At 66.5% G+C, this 18079-nt stretch carries 17 protein-coding genes; 9 read left to right on the forward strand and 8 right to left on the reverse strand.

Annotation, left to right across the window (positions count from 1 at the left end; translation table 11 throughout):
* From VLR48_RS04265 to VLR48_RS04275, 3 genes are all read right to left on the reverse strand, one after another.
* The coding region (locus VLR48_RS04265) for a TonB-dependent receptor family protein (protein WP_325290591.1) at positions 1-1796 on the reverse strand (1796 nt) is incomplete at its 3' end.
* 13 nt (positions 1797-1809) lie between these two features.
* On the reverse strand, positions 1810-2715 hold the full coding sequence (locus VLR48_RS04270; protein ID WP_325290592.1) for an LOG family protein: 906 nt from the start codon (positions 2713-2715) through the stop codon (positions 1810-1812).
* A gap of 242 nt (positions 2716-2957) precedes the next feature.
* Positions 2958-3995 carry a type IV pilus twitching motility protein PilT gene (locus VLR48_RS04275; protein WP_325290593.1) on the reverse strand — a complete coding sequence of 346 codons (1038 nt, stop codon included), beginning with the start codon at positions 3993-3995 and terminating at the stop codon, positions 2958-2960.
* A 171-nt stretch (positions 3996-4166) separates the two neighbouring features.
* Here VLR48_RS04275 and VLR48_RS04280 point away from each other — a divergent pair, with 171 nt between their 5' ends.
* The 9 genes from VLR48_RS04280 to VLR48_RS04320 all read left to right on the forward strand — a co-directional run bounded on the left by VLR48_RS04280 (position 4167) and on the right by VLR48_RS04320 (position 12154).
* Positions 4167-4943: a (Fe-S)-binding protein gene (locus tag VLR48_RS04280; RefSeq protein WP_325290594.1), complete on the forward strand. Its 777-nt coding sequence runs from the start codon at positions 4167-4169 to the stop codon at positions 4941-4943.
* 430 nt (positions 4944-5373) lie between these two features.
* A complete protein-coding gene (locus VLR48_RS04285; RefSeq protein WP_093186443.1) occupies positions 5374-5631 on the forward strand; it encodes a type II toxin-antitoxin system Phd/YefM family antitoxin in 258 nt (85 codons plus the stop codon).
* On the forward strand, positions 5628-6068 hold the full coding sequence (locus VLR48_RS04290) for a PIN domain-containing protein (RefSeq protein ID WP_325290595.1): 441 nt from the start codon (positions 5628-5630) through the stop codon (positions 6066-6068). The genes VLR48_RS04285 and VLR48_RS04290 overlap by 4 nt, the downstream gene beginning before the upstream one ends.
* Before the next feature lie 49 nt (positions 6069-6117).
* Positions 6118-6780 carry a hypothetical protein gene (locus tag VLR48_RS04295; RefSeq protein WP_325290596.1) on the forward strand — a complete coding sequence of 221 codons (663 nt, stop codon included), beginning with the start codon at positions 6118-6120 and terminating at the stop codon, positions 6778-6780.
* A 104-nt stretch (positions 6781-6884) separates the two neighbouring features.
* Positions 6885-7184: a hypothetical protein gene (locus VLR48_RS04300; protein ID WP_325290597.1), complete on the forward strand. Its 300-nt coding sequence runs from the start codon at positions 6885-6887 to the stop codon at positions 7182-7184.
* Between the two features lie 515 nt (positions 7185-7699).
* A complete protein-coding gene (locus VLR48_RS04305; RefSeq protein ID WP_325290598.1) occupies positions 7700-9109 on the forward strand; it encodes a LutB/LldF family L-lactate oxidation iron-sulfur protein in 1410 nt (469 codons plus the stop codon).
* A complete protein-coding gene (locus tag VLR48_RS04310) occupies positions 9106-9750 on the forward strand; it encodes a LutC/YkgG family protein (protein ID WP_325290599.1) in 645 nt (214 codons plus the stop codon). Before VLR48_RS04305 ends, VLR48_RS04310 begins: the two co-directional genes overlap by 4 nt.
* Positions 9751-9843: 93 nt before the next feature.
* Entirely contained in the window at positions 9844-10812 is a 969-nt protein-coding gene (locus VLR48_RS04315) for an Mrr restriction system protein (RefSeq protein ID WP_325290600.1), read from the forward strand.
* A gap of 184 nt (positions 10813-10996) precedes the next feature.
* Positions 10997-12154 (forward strand): GGDEF domain-containing protein, encoded by a 1158-nt coding sequence (locus VLR48_RS04320; RefSeq protein WP_325290601.1) that lies wholly within the window; start codon positions 10997-10999, stop codon positions 12152-12154.
* Between the two features lie 139 nt (positions 12155-12293).
* Here the strand turns inward: VLR48_RS04320 and VLR48_RS04325 are convergent, their stop codons facing one another.
* The 5 genes from VLR48_RS04325 to VLR48_RS04345 all read right to left on the reverse strand — a co-directional run bounded on the left by VLR48_RS04325 (position 12294) and on the right by VLR48_RS04345 (position 18062).
* Positions 12294-14975, reverse strand: coding sequence for a bifunctional acetate--CoA ligase family protein/GNAT family N-acetyltransferase (locus tag VLR48_RS04325; protein ID WP_325290602.1), 2682 nt, complete (start codon positions 14973-14975; stop codon positions 12294-12296).
* A complete protein-coding gene (locus VLR48_RS04330; RefSeq protein WP_325290603.1) occupies positions 14972-15889 on the reverse strand; it encodes a thiamine pyrophosphate-dependent enzyme in 918 nt (305 codons plus the stop codon). Before VLR48_RS04330 ends, VLR48_RS04325 begins: the two co-directional genes overlap by 4 nt.
* Positions 15886-16032 carry a hypothetical protein gene (locus VLR48_RS04335; RefSeq protein WP_325290604.1) on the reverse strand — a complete coding sequence of 49 codons (147 nt, stop codon included), beginning with the start codon at positions 16030-16032 and terminating at the stop codon, positions 15886-15888. The genes VLR48_RS04330 and VLR48_RS04335 overlap by 4 nt, the downstream gene beginning before the upstream one ends.
* A gap of 90 nt (positions 16033-16122) precedes the next feature.
* The gene (locus tag VLR48_RS04340) at positions 16123-17133 is read right to left on the reverse strand and encodes a transketolase C-terminal domain-containing protein (protein ID WP_325290605.1); all 1011 of its coding nucleotides are present in this window, start codon (positions 17131-17133) and stop codon (positions 16123-16125) included.
* Positions 17130-18062 carry a 2-oxoacid:acceptor oxidoreductase family protein gene (locus VLR48_RS04345; RefSeq protein ID WP_325290606.1) on the reverse strand — a complete coding sequence of 311 codons (933 nt, stop codon included), beginning with the start codon at positions 18060-18062 and terminating at the stop codon, positions 17130-17132. Before VLR48_RS04345 ends, VLR48_RS04340 begins: the two co-directional genes overlap by 4 nt.
* Between the last annotated feature and the right edge of the window lie 17 nt (positions 18063-18079).

An 18079-nucleotide genomic window follows, 5' to 3' on the forward strand; every position in this document is an offset into this window, starting at 1 on the left:
AGGGGTGCCTCCAGCAGCAGCTCCACGCCCCGGCGACGGGACGCGGGCGCGTTCCGGTAGGTCGCCCGACCGCCCCCGTTGGTCGCCACGGTCAGCTCGTCGTCGGTGTCGATTTGAAAGAGGGCGAGATTCAGCCGGGCGTCCGCGCCGAGCAGAACCTTGGCGCCGATCTCGTAATGCCGGCTCACGGCCGGATCCAGATCCAGGTTCAGCCCCGCGCCGCCGTCGGGACGGTAGGCCAGCTCGGTGAAGGTCGGCGTCTCGAAGGTCTTGCCGAGATTGGCGTAAAGATTGATCGAGGGGGCCAGGTTGTAGAGGAGTCCGAGTGCCGGCGTCCAGGCCCCGTAGGTCCGGCTGCCGCTGTCGTCGGGGTTGAGGTTGGTGGCCGTGATCGGAACGGTCGAGCCGCTGCAGGTGCCCGGCCGCGTGCCGGGTGCAGTCACGCGATCGGGGGTGCAGATGAATCCGTCGTCGGAGTCGAAGCGGACCTCGGTGTAGCGCAAACCCAGGTCCAGACTCCAGCGAGGCGCGAAACCCCAGGTGCCCTGAACGAAGGTGCCCCAACTGTCCACGGTATTGTCTTCGTCGCGCTTGAGCGCGGCGCGCTCGCCCAAGTCGTTGAGATAACCCTTGCGCCCCTCCGACAGGCGATCGTATTCCCCGCCCAGGATCAGGGTCAGGGGGCCGTCGGCGAGTGTTGTCGCACGGGTCCAGAGGAGGTTTCCGCCCGCGAAACGCCGGTCGAATGCGCTCACGCCGCCCGAGGCCGTGATGGCGTTCTGGTTGGCGAGCGGGATGGCGAGATACTGCTCGTTGCTGCGTGTCCCGGTGTAGGCCATGACGCGCAGGTCGTCTGCAGCGCCGAGCGGCTGATCCAGGACGACGCCGCCCTGGAGGTTGTCGAGCTTGCGCCCTGTTTGAAAGGTCCGTGCCGCAGGAGCCGCCTGGCGGCGATCGCGCTTGACCTCCTCGGCGGTCAGGCCGAGCGGATCCCGGGCATCCGGCAGATTCAAGGCGTTCGCAATCACCCTGAGACTACCGCCGCCGTCGAGCGCGATCGTGAACTTGGTGTTGGCCTGCTCCTTGGCGGCACGGCTCCAATCGCGATAGCCGTCGGTCTGCGCGCGGGACAGATCGACGACATAGTTCAGGCGCCCGGCCTCGCCACCCAGCTTGGTCCCGGCGATCCAGGTGCCGTCGCTGCCGCCCATCAGACGCACGGACAGGGTCGGCTCGGGCGGGCCGTCCTCGGTGAAGACCTGCACGACGCCGCCCGAGTGGTTGCCGTAGAGGGCGGAGAAACCGCCGCGCATCACCTCGATGGACCGCGCCGAGCCCAGATCGAAGAGCCCGGGTCCGCCCTGGCCGTCCGGCGTGCTCGCCGGGATGCCGTCCGCGATGAGCTTGACCCCGCGTGTCCCGAACTGGGCGCGTCCGCCAAAGCCGCGGATCATGATCTGCTCTTCCTGCGCGAAGTTCCCGCGGTTGGTCACAACGGTCCCGGGGACACGCGGCAGATCCTCGGAGATCAGCACCCTTGGCTTTTGATCCTGGATGATCGCCTTATCCAGGACGTCGATGGCGACCGGCAGATCAAAGGTGCTCTCGCCCGAGCGTGTCGCGGTCACCACCAAAGGGGCCAACTCGACGGTCTCCTCCTCGGACTCCACCGTCGGGAGTCCCTGCGCAACCACAGTCCCGGATTGAAGAGCCGCAACCACGAGCGCGAAGCCGCCGAGAGTCGGTCCGGCCTTGAGCTCGTTTCGACCGATCATCGAGCCGGCGGCGCGAGTCACTCGGGGATCCTCATCAGGGTTCGCAGACCAGCCCGTCGTAATGCGCACAGATCCGTGACCAGGCATCCTCCGCGGTCTCGACGAAGCTGAAGAGCGCAAGGTCGTCGCGACCGATCACACCTTCATCGACCAGCGCCTCGAAATCGATGACTCGCTCCCAGAACCGCCGCCCGAAGAGCATGACCGGCATGGGTCGAATCTTCTTCGTTTGAATCAAGCAGAGCGTCTCGAAGAGCTCGTCGAAGGTGCCGAAACCGCCGGGGAAGAATACCAACGCCTTCGCACGCAGCAGGAAATGCATCTTGCGCAGGGCGAAGTAGTGAAACTGGAACGACAGCTCCGGGGTAATGTAGGGATTCGGAGCCTGCTCGTGGGGGAGCGTGATGCTGAGCCCGATCGAGACCGCATCGACGTCGGCGGCACCGCGATTGGCGGCCTCCATGATGCCGGGGCCGCCACCCGTGACGATCACGAAACAGCGTGATTCCGCGTCCTGCTCCTGCTCGGAGACGATGCGCGCGAAACGCCTCGCCTCCGCGTAGAAGTGCGAGCGCTCGAGCGCACGTCGGCAGCGCTCGACTGCCGCTTGCGCCCGTGCGTCAGCCGGCGCGGCAGCCCGTGTACGCTCGGCGTCCACCAGGTTCTGCGCGGCCATCTCGGGATCGAGAATCCGGGCGCTGCCGAAGACGACGATGGTCGACTCGACCCGCTGATCCTGCAGCTCCAGCTCGGGTTTAAGCAGCTCGAGCTGCAGGCGCAGCGGCCGCGCCTCGTCGCGCATCAGAAAATCGACATCCGTGTAGGCGAGACGGTAGGCCGCGGAGCGCGTCTGCGGCGTCGAGCTGGCCTCGGCCGCCCGATCGGCATCCTCTCGGGCGGTCGGCAAGGCGGCGTGGTCGCGGTCGGTCGGCTTCGGCATGGTGCGATGGGTCCTCGGGGGTCGGTTGCAAAATCCGGGTCGGGGCGCCCGCAATGCTCGTAGACGAGCTCGGTCGGATCCTCGGCCGTGATGATGCGGCCCGAGCTGTATCGGTTGAGATACCCCACCAGCGCGGCGAGCGAGGTCGATTCGCACACGATCGTCATCCTCTCCGAAATCGGCACCGTGCAGGGCGGCGCACTCAAGCGGCGCTCGGCCCGGTAAGGTTCGGAGGGGCGAGTTCAGGTAAAGCCCTCCTTGTTTTGGGCCTTCATCCGGGCATCCTCACGCGACACCAAGCCCTTCAGGACCAGCTCCTTGAGGTTCTGATCCAGCGTCTGCATCCCGTGCGCCTGTCCGGTCTGGATCGCCGAATACATCTGAGCCACCTTGGCCTCGCGGATCAGGTTGCGGATGGCCGGCGTGCCGATCATGATCTCATGCGCGGCAACCCGCCCTCCGCCGACCCGCTTCAAAAGCGTCTGCGCGATGACCGAGCGCAGCGACTCCGAGAGCATCGCCCTGATCATCTCCTTCTCCGCAGCGGGAAAGACGTCGATGATGCGGTCGATGGTCTTGGCCGCCGAGGTGGTGTGCAGCGTTCCGAAGACCAGATGCCCGGTTTCGGCCGCGGTCATCGCCAGCCGAATGGTCTCCAGGTCACGCATCTCGCCGACCAGGATGATGTCCGGATCCTGACGCAACGCGGAGCGCAACGCCTCGCTGAAACCGAGCGTGTCGCGGTGGACCTCGCGCTGGTTGACCAGACATTTCTTGCTGGTATGCACGAACTCGATCGGGTCCTCGATGGTAAGGATGTGCGCGTACTCGGTCTCGTTGAGATAGTCGACCATCGCGGCGAGGGTCGTGGACTTACCCGAGCCGGTCGGCCCGGTCACCAGGATGAGACCGCGCGGGACACTCACGATGTCCTTGAAGCTCTCGGGCGCGTTCAGCGCTTCGAGCGATAAGACCTTGGAGGGGATGGTCCGAAAAACAGCACCCGCACCGCGCTTTTGGTTGAAGGCGTTGACGCGGAACCGGGCCAGACCCGGGATATCGAACGAGAAGTCCGTTTCCAGAAACTCCTCGTAGTCCTTGCGCTGCTTGTCGTTCATGATGTCGTAAACAAGCGAGTGCACCGAACGATGCTCCAGCGGCGGGACATTGATTCGGCGCATGTCGCCGTCGACACGGATCATCGGCGGCAAGCCGGCCGAAAGGTGCAAGTCCGAGGCGTTGTTTTTGACGCTGAAGGCCAGTAGTTCGGCGATATCCAAGAATCACTCCCGATTGAACCGCGTCCGGCATGCCATGCTCTAGGATAGCCCGAAGCGCCGGCCTCGGTCTCGATGGATCCATCGGCGGCGGGTTTCGCCCCCGTGCGGTCGACAGTTCCTGAACGATCGCGACCACGCACCACGTCCAAGACCCACCGGAGCCCCAGTCCGATGCTCGATACCCCGAAAACCTCCCCGCGTGTCGCCCTGTTCGCAACTTGTCTCATGAACCTCTTTCGGCCGAACATCGGCTTTGCGACCGCAAAACTCTTGGAGGACGCTGGCTGCGTCGTCTCGGTGCCTTCGAGCCAAACCTGCTGCGGACAGCCCGGCTACAACTCGGGCGACAACGACTCCGCACGCGCACTCGCCAAGCAGGTGATCGCCGCCTTCGAGGACTACGATTATGTCGTCGGTCCCTCGGGCTCCTGCATGGGCACCATCCGCAATGATTACCCCATCCTTTTTGCCGCGGACCGCGAGTGGCGCGACCGCGCCGAGGCCGTTGCGGCAAAAAGCTGGGAGCTGACGTCGTTCCTGGTCGACGTCCTGGGAATCACACGGGTTCAGGCCGGTTTCGACGGCATCGCGACCTACCACGACTCCTGCTCCGGCCTGCGCGGACTCGGCGTCAAGGGCCAGCCGCGACAACTGCTCGCCGGCGTGGAGGGGCTCACCCTGCGCGAGATGACCGACAGCGAGGTCTGCTGCGGGTTCGGCGGGACCTTCTGCGTCGGATATCCCGAGATCTCGGTCAAGATCGTCGACGACAAGATCCGCAACATCCTCGCCACCGGGGCAGACACGCTGATCGGCGGCGATCTGGGCTGTCTGATGAACATCTCCGGGCGGCTGACCCGGATCGGCTCGGCGATCCGGGTCTATCATGTTGCCGAGGTACTGGCCGGAACGGCGGACGGGGCAGGCATCGGGGACGGACGGGGTTGAGCCGTTTCAGCGCGGCGCAAGGACGTTCCCGATGCCGCGAATCGACATCGCCCCCGTCGATCGGATGCGCCATGCCCTTCGATTTTCTCCGTCAAGGTCGGTTCGCGCCGTTAGCCGACCGTTTGCAGGCATTTGTTGTTGCCGACCCTATGCTATCTCGTCACGGACTTCCAACATTCCCCCACCCGACTTATTACCTATTTCCTGGGCTGCGACATCGGCTTAGAGGATGTGGAAAGACCCGTTAGCGTTCCGAACGACCGGTGGTCCGCGATAAGGAGTCACTTCCCATAAGGTGTCCGTTCGCGTGTGGGTCTGTCGTCCCGTTTTGGCGCGAGGGGCGAGAGATGCAGTAGACCTCGACGCTTGTCGCCGCTGCTGGAACGGCATAAAGTTCGATGTATGTAGAACATCCCACAGTTGCAGGGTCATGCAAGAGATCGTCTCCATCCGCGAAGCCAACCAGCACCTATCCCGTTACCTCGAACGGGTCGAGCAGGGTGCCGAGCTCGTCATCACACGGCGCGGCAAACCCATCGCCCGAGTGCTGCCGATCACCGAGGCGAAGCCGCTCCTGACCGACGCCCAGCGCGCCGCCCGCGAGCGGTTGCGGGAGCGCATGAGCCGCGGCTACGCACTCGGCGGCACACGCAGCGACCGCGACAGCCTCCACGAGCGCGGCCAATGAGCCGGCAGCGTTTCAGCGTCGACACCAACATCCTCATCTACAGCATCGACAAAGATGCCGGCCTCCGGCATGAACAGGCGCGTGCGCTCATGGACGCGCTTGCAGACGCCGATTGCGTCCTGATGCTCCAGGCGCTAGGCGAGTTCTTCCACGCCGTGACACGCAAGGCGAAGATGCCCGCGAACGAAGCCGCCGCTTTGGTGCACGACTGGATGGAGCTTTATCCGGTGGCCGCGGCCGACGGGCGCACGCTTCGCGACGCCATCGACCTGAAGAACGCGCATGGGTTCGGCTTCTGGGATGCCATGCTGGTGGAGGCCGCCAGGGTTGCCGGCGTGACACGGTTCCTCACCGAAGACATGCAAGACGGTCGCAGGGTTGGAGCCCTGCGCCTGGAGAACCCGTTCAAGGCGGACTTCGAGCTTGGCCTCGATTGAACGCCCGCAAAAGTCCGACTCGCCTATACCTCGGCATCCGCTCTTCGACGTGTCCCCGGACCAGATCGCAGCCCTCGACGACGAAGGACTGCGCCTGCTGATCGCTCGGCTGTGCGAGGCCGACCTGCGGCGCCGGAGGCTTGCTACCAGTGCCGTCCTTTACGGCGGCAACCAGATCGCTGCAGATGGCGGTATCGACGTGCGCATCGAATTGCCTGCCGACACGCCGATCGACGGCTTCATCCCCCGACCGGCGACCGGCTTTCAGGCCAAGGCCGACGACATGCCGGCAAGCGAGATCGTCAAAGAGATGCGCCGGGAGGTGACGCAACCCGACGGCACCAAGACTCGGCGTCTGCGCCCGAGTGTTCGTGCACTGGCGGCAGAGCGTGGGGCCTATGTGATCGTCAGCTCTAAGGGTTCCACCGCCGACTCGAGGCTGACGGAGAGACGCGATGCCATGCGCGCCGCCGTTGCCGACCTCCCGGGCAGCGACGCCCTGCACCTCGACTTCTATGATTGGACCCGCATGGCCACTTTGGGTGCGCTCTTATCCCGGCGTCGTGCTCTGGGTCTTGGACCGGATCGGCCAAGGGCGAGTCAGCTCGCCGCCAGACTCCGCGCAAAGGGCAGTCGAGCCGTCCTGATGTTGGCTCGGAGGCACAGAGGATCCACAGCAGGTCTTGGCGGGGCAGATGGCGGTAGGCAATGATCACATCAATCCTTTCGGTAGAGTACCCACGCCGACACTCTATGGATTGGGCGAAGCGATACCCCGAGACCCGGCTACCGCGGCTGATGGACGTAATCCCGGTCATGGAGAAGCAGGATGGCAAACCCGCGTGGAGCGAGATCGCTTTGTCCCTCCTTATTGAAGCACCGGATCGTGCAGTCATGCTCAAGGGATTGGCGGAAGGACTTCGCCCGAGTTCATGGTCCGGCTCGCTGGCCGTTGTCTTGGAACAGCGGCGCCCGTTAATTCAACGTTTTTTCAATGACGAGGACCCGGCAGTCCGCCAAGCCGCCCGCGCGATCGATCACAGCCTACAACGTGAGATCGACGCCGAGGCCGAGCGCGACGAGCGCGAGATCAAGCGCGACGAGCGCTTCGAATAGCCACACCCGCACCCCGATGGTGATGCTCTGCGCCAACCAGTTGTAATAGAATGATTTTTCAGGACAGGAGACGAATCCGCCCTGCATCGAGAGCTCGTAGGCATCGCGCTTAAGTAATCGCCATCGGACCGCCTGCCGCAACGTCCGGCTGTCGGCTTCTGCGACAAAAGCTGCCGTGGCAGCATCCAACTCAGGCGGTCGCTCAACGGCGTAAGCACGCGCCCAAACTCGGGGTCGCAGGTGACCGCAACGCGCGTCGAGTCGCCACTCGGCAGGACGGGTTGAGCGGCAGCTTCCGGTCGATTCCGGGCTTAGGGAAAACCGCAAGCCGAACGAGAATCGCGGAGCCACTTGCTGGATTAGTAACGGCGGAATCGTCCCGAAAAATCGGCGAGGACGACTCTGAGGGCTTTTTGTGAAATAAGGTGATCGACAACGCGATCGCGAAACTGTACGGCGGATGACCCTGCGCCCATCCGACCGACATCCAACCAGAGGCTTCGAGGGCACGCTCATTGGACATCCGCTCCCAAGAGTTTCAAACGCGCGCGATCGCCGCGCTCCATGACGCCAGCCTTCAACAGGCGCTGGACAAGGCGCGCGACGGCTTCGTCGCCAAGCGCGCAGTCCAGGTCGCCGAGCTGTCCGAGTTCGAGGCGTTGCGCGAGGCGGCCAAGACGCTCAAGGACCACGTCCTCGATCATCTCGATCACTACCTGGAACGCTACGAGGCGGCCGTCGTCGCAGCCGGCGGGCAGGTCCACTGGGCCCGCGACGACGCCGAGGCCCGCCGGATCATCCTCGACATCTGCAAACGCGTGGATGCGCGCACCGTCACCAAGGGAAAATCGATGGTATCGGAGGAGATCGGTCTCAACACGGCGCTGATCGACGCCGGTCTGACCGTGGTCGAGACCGACCTGGGCGAGTACATCATCCAGCTTGCCGGAGAGGCGCCTTCGCACATCATCGCCCCGGCCGTGCACAAGACCCGCGAGCAGGTCTCGGACCTCTTCGAGAAGGCGCACGGCGGACCGCGCCTGACCGAGATCGCGGACCTGGTCGACGCGGCTCGTCTCGCGCTGCGCGAGCGCTATTTCCAGGCCGATGTCGGCATCACCGGCGGCAACTTCCTGATCGCCGAGACCGGGTCAAGCCTGATTGTCACCAACGAGGGCAACGGCGATCTCACCCAGACGCTCGCACGGGTGCACATCGTCACCGCCGGCATCGAGCGGGTCGTACCCGCGCTGGACGATGCGACACTCTTCCTGCGCCTGCTCGCGCGCAGTGCCACCGGTCAGGAGACCGAGACCTACACGACCATCTCGACCGGACCCAAACGGGCGGGCGACCTCGACGGGCCGGAGGAATACCATGTCGTCCTGGTCGACAACGGCCGTTCGCGCATGCTCGCCGGACCCTTTCGCGAGATGCTGCGCTGCATCCGTTGCGGCGCCTGCATGAATCACTGTCCGGTCTACGGCGCCATCGGCGGCCATGCCTACGGCTGGGTCTATCCCGGCCCCATGGGCTCGGTGCTGACCCCGTTGATCAAGGGCCTGGACGCCGCCTACGACCTTCCCAACGCCTGCACCCTGAACGGCCGCTGCGCATCGGTCTGCCCGGTGAAGATCCCGTTGCCGGATCTCCTGCGCCGACTGCGCTACGAGCAGTTCAAGCAGTCGATCACCCCGCGTCACAAGCGCTATGCGCTCGGCGCCTGGCGCCTTCTGGCGACCCGACCCAAGCTCTACCACGCGCTGGAGCGGCTGGCCGCGCGTGCGCTCGCCGCGATCGGCGGTCGTGCGGGACGCATCCGCCGCCTGCCGGGGGCCGGCGGCTGGACCGAGGCACGCGATCTCCCCGCCCCGCCGGGCCGAACCTTTCTGGAACGCTGGCAGACCGAGCGAGGACAGTCATGAGCAGCGCGCGAGAGGACATTCTGGATGCCGTGCGTCGCGCACGGGGGCGCGAACCACTTGATGCGCGCACCCGCGCAACACTGGATGCACGCATCGCCACACCGGTGCGGCATCTCCGCCCGGACTTCGATGAAGACCTGACCGCACGCTTCATCCGCAAGCTCGAAAGCCGCTCGGGCACGGTCGCGCGCGTTGCCGACCGCGCGCAGATCCCGGTCGCCGTGGAGACCTTCCGGTCGGCTCACGGCCTCGCCCCGCGCGCCGCCGTCGGCGCCGGGTTGAAGGACCTCGACTGGCCCGCCGACTGGACCATCCTTTACAACCGCGCCGGAATCGAGGAGACCCTGTCGGTCACACCCGCCTTTGCGGCAATCGCCGAGACCGGCACCCTCATGCTCCTTGCCTCCCCCGACAGCCCGACCACCCACAACTTCGTCCCGGACAACCAGGTCGTGGTTCTGGAGACCGCGCGGATTCTCCGGCACTTCGAGGACGGCTGGACAAGCTTGCGCGAGCGCACGGGCGGCATGCCGCGGGCCGTCAACCTCGTCTCGGGCCCCTCGCGCACGGCCGACATCGAGCAGACCATCCAGCTCGGCGCCCACGGGCCGCGGCGGTTGCATGTGTTGCTGGTGGACTGATGGAATACTGCAGCCGGTTGTCCCGCAAACCGATGTCGTTTTCGGGTCGCCGACATCTGCGATCGACAACGCCAAAAGGACGCGACACAGGGCATGGCAAAACGCAACGGACCGGAGTTTCTGAGATTCTGTATCCCTATCGTCGAGGTTCTGCGTGAGCTGGGTGGGTCCGGGCGTCCCGCCGAGGTGACGGATCTCGTGATCGACCGCATGCGCATCCCAGAAGCGGAGCAGGAGGTCACCAACAAGAACGGCGGCTCACGGATCCGCAACCAGATTGCTTGGGCACGGTTTTACATGGTCAAGGCGGGTCTGATCAGCTCGTCACAGCGAGGCATTTGGGACGTCACCGAAAAGGGGCGCACAAGCGATCTGGATCGGGAGTTCGTTCTCACGCTGTTCCGGGGCGCGCAACGGGAGTTCATCTCGGAGCGCAAATCCGTGCAGGATGTCGAGCCAAGCCCAGCGGATGTCCAGATAAATCCCGACAGCGTCGACGAGCACCTCGATTACAAGACGTTACTGCTTGCAACGCTCCAAGCGCTTCCGCCTGAAGGGTTCGAGCGGATCTGCCAGCGCCTGTTGCGCGAATCGGGGTTTCAACAGGTCGCCGTCACCGGTCGCTCGGGCGATGGCGGAATCGACGGCCATGGAATCCTGCAGATCAACCCGCTTGTATCCTTCAAGGTCCTTTTCCAATGCAAGCGGTACCGCGGAGCCGTACCCGTGTCCGCCATTCGCGATTTTCGCGGTGCACTTCAGGGCCGCGCCGACAAGGGGATCGTCCTGACAACCGGGACCTTTACGACCGACGCCAAACGCGAAGCGATCCGTGACGGGGCGACGCCCATCGAGTTGGTTGACGGGGACAAGTTGGTCGAGATGTTCGAGGCGCTCGGAACACACCGCCGCCCGACGCCTCGCGTGTCGGGTCGAATGAGCGAGACCCTACAAAACGCAGTAGACTCCTCGTCGCAAGGCCGAGGACGCGCATTTCCGTCACGCTGCTTTTCGCTGCCGCCGCCGGTGGTACTTTGTTTCGAAATCCTGACCATCGCGTGACCTGGCGCAGAGCGTCGGGGGCATGCGAGACACTGCAGAGCGGTGTCGTGAGGTTCTCAAGGTTTAGGCGGCCGGTCTCATGCGCCGCGCCGCCGGAGACGGGGCGGCAGCAGCTCGCGGTACGAGGCAGCACGCCGGCAAAGAGTCATCTCGAACCACCGCAACGGGCCGGAGGATGTTCTGATTGGAAGCCGCCCGCCTTGACCTCCCCGACTCGGGAGAGCAGGAAATGCTCTCCGCACTGACCGAGCAAGCCTATCGGCAGCTCCCGATCGCCTTGGTGGTGAGCTTGATCAACGCATTCCTCCTCGTGGGTGTTCTTTGGGGAGGTATCGAGAGCGCGACTCTGCTCATCTGGCTGTTCTGTCTCGTTTCAGTGACCGCATTCCGATTCGGGACCCTGCGCGGTTTTTTGAATCCGCCGCGTAGGGCACGCGTCGGGGATGCCGTCTGGGGCCGCAGATTCGTTAAAGGCGCTTGCGCGGCCGGCTTGGTGTGGGGAGGAGCGGCGATCTTCCTGTTCCACCCGAGCTCCTTTACGCATCAGGTCTTTCTTGCCTTCGTGCTGGGCGGAATAGTCGCAGGAGGTGTACCCCTGCTGTCTCCGCTGAGTCGAGCCTATCCGTGCTTTGCAATCCCCATCGTGCTGCCCATGATACTCAGCATGGCCCTGGTCGGCGACCGAGTGCACTTGATCATGGGGCTGATGATCCTGGTGTTCGGTATCGCCATGCTGCTCTCCTCCGCGCGTGTGAATAAATTGTTCCGAGATTCCAACGACATGCGCTTGAAGCTCGCGTCCTCGATTGCCGAAGGTTCGACGCTTCAAGAGATGTTGCGTATCGACGAGCTCACACGGATCGGAAATCGGCGCCTCTTCGAAGAGCACCTCGCGAGTGAATGGAAACGCGCCGATCGAGCACGCAATACCCTTGCCGTCATTTCAGCCGACGTCGACCACTTCAAAGCATACAACGACCGTTACGGACACCCGGCCGGGGACCGCTGCCTGATCAGCGTCGCACAGAGCATGGCCGCGGCCCTGCAACGACCGGGTGACGCAGCAGCCCGCATCGGCGGAGAGGAGTTCGCCTTCATTCTCCCGCAGACGGGCTTGCTCGGCGCAGAGCAGGTCGCAGAGCGGATCCGCAAGGCCGTCTGCGACCTGAACCTGCCGCATGCCGCCTCGCCCATCGCCGAGCGCGTGACGGTCAGCTTGGGTGTCGCATCCTCCGACCATAGCTCCGTTGCTTCGCCGGCGGATCTGATCCGTGCGTCCGATGCAGCCCTCTACGAAGCCAAGCGCCGAGGACGCAACCAGGTCGCGACCATCGCTCCCTGAGCCCGGCCTCGTCGTTTTCCTTTACGGTCGAAGACCCGGACAGCGACGGCATGATTTGGCCTTGATGAGCGTTGGATTCCGGGGTTGTCGTCCGAGCAGTCGCGCTTCGACGGAGGAAAGGTGCCGCCGTTGACGCCGGCTAGAGCGCAAGACACACCTGCACCGTGCCCGGGTCGTCGGGATCGCGCCGCTGCTCGAACCCCAGCCCGGTGCAGAGGCCGAGCATGGCCCGGTTGTCCCGGAGCACGTCGCCGCAGACCTCGCGGATACCGCGCTGCCGGGCGTAGTCCAGGATCCGACGCATCATCAGCTTGCCGAGACCCAATCCCTTCATGGGTCGGCCGACGATGATCGCGAACTCGGCGCGACCGCCGTCCGCGTCGGCGATCAGGCGCACCACGCCGTAGATATCGCCGGCTCCGGCATCGCGAGGCTCGGTGAGGACCAGGGCCATCTCGCGCTCGTAGTCGATCTGGGTGAGACGCGCGGCGGCGGCCGGGTCGAGCGCGCGCATGGGCGCGAAAAACCGCGGTCGCACCTCCTCCGGGGTGAGCTTGGCGAAGGCGTCCTGCAACGCCGGCTGGTCTTCGGGTCGGATAGGTCGGAGCAGCAGGCAGCGCCCGTCGGGGAGCCGGATCTCTTCTTCCAATTCCTTCGGATAGGGGCGGATGGCGAGACGCCGCGCCGCTGGACCGGCAGATGCGGCCAAGGCGATTCGGGCGTCGAGGGCGATGACGCCGAAGGGGTCGAACAAGAGCGGATTGATGTCCAGCTCGCGGATCTCGGGGATGTCGATGACGAGCTGGGAGACCCGCACCAGCGTGAGGGCCAAGGCGTCCAGGTCCGCGGGCGGCTGACCGCGCACGCCCTTCAGCACCCTGCAGATGCGGGTGCGCGAGACCAGCTCTCGCGCCAGCCGCAGGTTCAGCGGCGGCAGTCCGATCGCGCGGTCCGCGAGCACCTCCACCGCGGTTCCGCCCTGCCCGACCAGGATCACGGGGCCGAACTGGGCGTCCTCGGCGGCGCCGACAATCAGCTCGTGGGCACCGGGGCGACGCACCATGGGCTGAACCGCAAAGCCCTGAATACGGGCCTGCGGATGGGTCTCGCGGATCCGTGCCGACATGCCCCGTGCGGCCTCGAGCACGGCGCCCGGACCGATCAGGTCGAGCACCACACCGCCGACGTCGCTCTTGTGGCCGATGTCAGGCGAGAGGATCTTGAGCACCACCGGCCCGCCCAGCTCGGCGGCAACGCGCGCCGCCTCCTCGGGCGATCCGGCCGAGCGTGTCGTCACCACGGCCACGCCGTAGGCGGCGAGCACGCGCTTCGCCTCGGGCTCGGTGAGCCCGCTCCGCCCCTCGGCCAAAGCCGCGGCGACCAAAGCGGCAACCGCGCCGGTGTCGGGCAAGAAGGTGTCGGGAAGCGACGGCGGGGTCTCGGTCAGCAACGCTTGGCTGCGGCGATAGCGAACCAGGTACATGAAGGCGCGGACCGCCTGCTCCGGAGTCGGGTAGGTGGGGATCTGCCGATCCGCGAAGAGCCGGCGCGCCTCGGTCATGGCCCCGTTGCCGACCCAGCTCGTCAGGAGCAGCGGGCCGCCCGACTCGGACGGGGAATCAGCCACTGCCTCGGCCGCCTCGCGCGCCGAGACGACCGCGGTGGGACAGTGCATCGCGAGGATCGCGTCCACGCTCGGATCCTTGCGCAGCACGGCAAGCGCCTCGCGATAGCGAGCACCGTCCGCGTCCCCGATGATGTCGACCGGATTGCCTCGGGACCAGGTGGGCGGCAGGTGACGGTCGAGCTCGGCCAGGGTCGCCTCCGAGAGGGTCGCGAGCCGGCCGCCCTCGTCGATCAAGGCGTCGGTCGCGAGCACGCCCACACCGCCCCCGTTGGTCAAGATGGCCAGCCGATCGCCCGGTGTCGGCCGGGCCAGGGCCAGGATCTCGACCGCGTCGAACAGCTCCGCGAGGGTGAAGACACGCAGGATGCCGGCCCGATCGAAGGCGGCCTGGCAGACCGCGTCGCTGCCGGCAAGCGCCCCGGTATGGGAAGCGACGGCCCTTGCGCCTTCCGCGTGGCGCCCGGCCTTGACCGCCACCACCGGCTTGATCCGCGCGGCGGCGCGCGCCGCGGACATGAACCCGCGCGCATCGCCGACCGATTCGATGTAGAGCAGGATGGCGCGTGTGCCCGGGTCACCGGCCAAGGCATCCAGCAGATCCCCGAAGTCCAGATCCGCCATGTCGCCCAGCGAGACCAAACAGGAGAAACCGATTCCACGGGCGTCCGCCCAATCGAGCACAGAGGTGATGACGGCGCCGGACTGGGAAACGAAGGCAATGTTGCCGGATCGCGCCGAGCGGTGCGCGAAGCTTGCATTCAGCCCGATGGGCGGGACCAGGAGACCGACACAGTTCGGACCCAGAATCCGCAGCCCGGAACGGCGCGCGGCCTCGGTCAGCGCCTGCTGGAGTGCGCCGCCGCGGGCCTCGCGGACCTCGCCGAACCCGGCGGTCACGATGACCGCCGCCCGCGCGCCCTGTCGACCCAAGGCCGCGACGACCTCGGGCACGGCGTCGGGCGGGGTGCAGACCACACCGAGGTCGGCGGTTCGGGGAAGATGCTCCAGGTTCGGATAACAGCGGCTGCCGGCGATCCTGGCGTGCCGCGGATTGACCGGCATCACGGGTTGCTTGAAGGCCCCGTCGAGCAGATTCGCGGCGAGCACGGCCCCGATCGACCCGGGCGTGTCGCTGGCCCCGACCAAGGCGATCGAGCGGGGGTGGAAGAGGGCGTCCAGATGCCTAGCGGTCATGGCGCGACGGCCTCCCAATAGGCATCGACCCGGGCCTGAATCGCGGCGATCAGCTCGTCTCGGCGGGTCGGCTCGAAGAGGTGACGGAAGCGCCCTTGGGTTTCCAGATAGCGCTCGACCGGCACCCGACGTACCGTCGGCTTCGTATGGACAACTCGGCCTTCGCGATATTCCTTGAGCGGCCAGAGGCCGGTCTTGACCGCGAGCTTGCCGATCTCGACGGTGCGGCGCGGGTCGAAGTCCCAGCCGGTCGGACAGGGCGCGAGGGCCAGCAGCAGGCGTGGTCCCTTGATCGAGAGGGCGGTCTCGACCTTGCGAGCCAGGTCCAGCGGCTCGGCCCCGACGAGCGTGGCCGCGTAGGCGGGCTTGTGCGCACACCAGATCGCGAAAAGGTCCTTCTTCTCGCCCGCGAAGCCGCCGGGGCCGCGGCAGGTGGCGGTGCGAGCGCCGTGGGGAGTGGCCGGCGAGGTCTGCTGACCGGTGTTCCCGTAGCCCTCGTTGTCGTAGACGATGTAGAGAAAGTCCAGTCCGCGCTCGATGGCCCCGGAGGTGGCCGACAAGCCCATGCCGTAGGCGGAGCCGTCGCCGGTCAGTGCGACGACCTGCAGATCCTCCTCGGGCGCCATCCGACCCTGCGCGATCAGGATGTCGAGCGCATCGCGCACGCCCTGCGCCCCGGCCGGCGCCGAGGCCATGGCGGTGTAGAGCCAGGAGCCCCGAAACGGCGTGAAGGGATAGACCGAGAGTAGGGTCATGCAGCCGGCGGCGTTGACGAAGACGGATCGACCGCCGAGCTGGTCGTAGATCTGATGCAGGGCCTGGAGCCCGCCGCAGCCGGCGCACATGGGCGTGCCGGTGCCGAGCAGGCGGGCGGAGGGCAGGTCCTTGACACTGTGAAAGCGGGTCTCGCTCATGATCCTGGATCCTCCAGACGGTTGCGCTCCGCATGGGCAAGGGTTTGGAGCTTGCGCACCTCGCGCAGCTCCTCCTGCGTGTAGAGGAGACGCGGCGGCGGCGCCTCGCCCCGGTCCGCGGCCTCGGCGGCGAGACGCGCCATCTCGAAGAGCTCCCCCTGCGCGATGTCCCGGCCGCCCAAACCGCCGATGAAGCTCAGCAGGATAGGTGCATCGCCGAGCCCGTACAGCGCCTAGCACAGCTCGCCCTGAAGCACCCCGCCGAAACCGAACGACAGGTTTTGGTCGACGACCGCAACCGCGCGCTTTCCGGCAAGGGCCCGCCGCAGGGCCTCCTCGGGGAAGGGCCGCAACAGGCGCGGTCGCACCAGTCCGACCCGGCGACCGGCCGTGCGCAGGGCGTCCACGGCCGCCATCGCCTTGGTGGCGAACGAGCCGATCATGACGAAGCAGATCTCGGCGTCCTCGCTGCGGTAGAGCTCCAGGGCGTCGTAGACCCGGCCGAATCGCTCGCCCCATTCGGCGCCCGCCTCCGCGTAGACCTGCAGCCCGTTCCGGGCAGCCAGGTGGGTCTCGTAGCGGAAGTAGGAATAGGGACCGCCGCCCAGCACCGCGACCGCCTGGCTCTCGGGCTGACTGGCGCGGAACCGGATGTCGCGGGGCTGGAACGGCGGCAGGAAGGCGTCGACCTCCCGCGGCTCCGGCAGCACGACCGGCTCGCGTGTGAAGGAGAGATAAAAGCCGTCCAGATTGACGATGACCGGCAATCTGACCCGCGGATCCTCGGCGACCCGATAGGCGATCGGCAGGTTGTCGAGCACCTCCTGACAGGTCGCACAGTGGATCTGCAGGAAGCCGCAATCGCGCGCGGCGAGGATGTCGTTGTGGTCCGGCTCCAGCGTGATCGGGGTGGCGAGCCCGCGCGAGACGTTCGCGAGGACGAAGGGAGCGCGCCAGCCGGCGACCGTGTAGAGCATCTCCATCGCGTAGAGGAGTCCTTGGCTGGAGGTGGCCGTGAAGACCCGGACACCGGTCGCCGCCGCCGCGCCCGCAGCGGTCAGCATGGCATGCTCGGACTCCAGTGTGACCAATCGGCCGGGCATCTCTCCGCTGTCGATCCAGCCCGCGAGGGCCTCGATGATCTCGGTCTGGGGCGTGATGGGGAAGGCGGGCACATAGTCGACCCGCGCCAGGCGGGCGCCGCGGGCGACGGCCGCGTTGCCGGTCAGGAGCATTCCGGTCATGGCTGTGCACTCCCGATGTCTGCCTCGGGGACCGTGTCGATGGCATGTGGCGGGCATTGGGCCACGCACACCAGGCAACCCTTGCAGTGGTCGTAGTCGATCTTCGGTCTGCCGTCCTCGACCCGGATGGCCCCGTCCGGACAGAAGGCCGAGCAGACCCACCAGCAGCCGTTGCAGCGGTCGTCGTCGATGACCGGCCGCAGCGTGCGCCAAAGACCGGTCGGGACCGCCTCGCTGGTGAGTGAGGCATGGATCACCGGGGCGCTGATGCACGCCTCCTCGAAGGGCAGATCGACCCAGTTCGGCGCGGGCTCGGCATCCGCCGCGGCTGCGGGTCCGGGCGTGACGCACCCGGCCCGGGAGGCGACCTGCTCGAAGGCGGCCCGGGCCTGCTCGAGGTTGCGCTCCAGGACGGACGCGCCCAATCCGGCCAGCTCGTCCCGGATCGCCTGCTCCAGCCGCTCGAGGGTCACGAAGCCCAACAGACGTGCAGCCGCGGCGGCGCAGACCGTGCCCACGACAGGCAGATCAGCACGATCCGCGAGCGAGCCGGCGAGGACATCGGCGAGCCGAAAACCGACCGGGGTATTGGCGAGTCCCAACCGGTCCCGCCAGACCTCCGGCGCCTCCGGGCTGTTCACGAGCAGGACGCTGTGCGCATCCAGCCCGACCAACACGCCCGCGGCCGGTACCGAGATCAGGGAGGGGTCGGCGACCACCGCCAAGTCCGGACAGACGATGATGCCGCGCTCGCGAATCGGTCGGTCATCCACCCGGACGTAGGCGAAGATGGGCGCACCGCGGCGCTCGGCCCCGTAGCGGGGCGCGTCCTGCACCTGGTATCCCGAGAGGAAGCAGGCGCTGCCCAGGATACGGCTCGCGGTCTTCATCCCTTGACCGCCTCGACCGTGGAATCGGATGCGGACCATGGCTCGACCCTCGCCGA

The sequence above is a fragment of the Thiocapsa sp. genome (assembly GCF_035467215.1).
Classification (GTDB): domain Bacteria; phylum Pseudomonadota; class Gammaproteobacteria; order Chromatiales; family Chromatiaceae; genus Thiocapsa.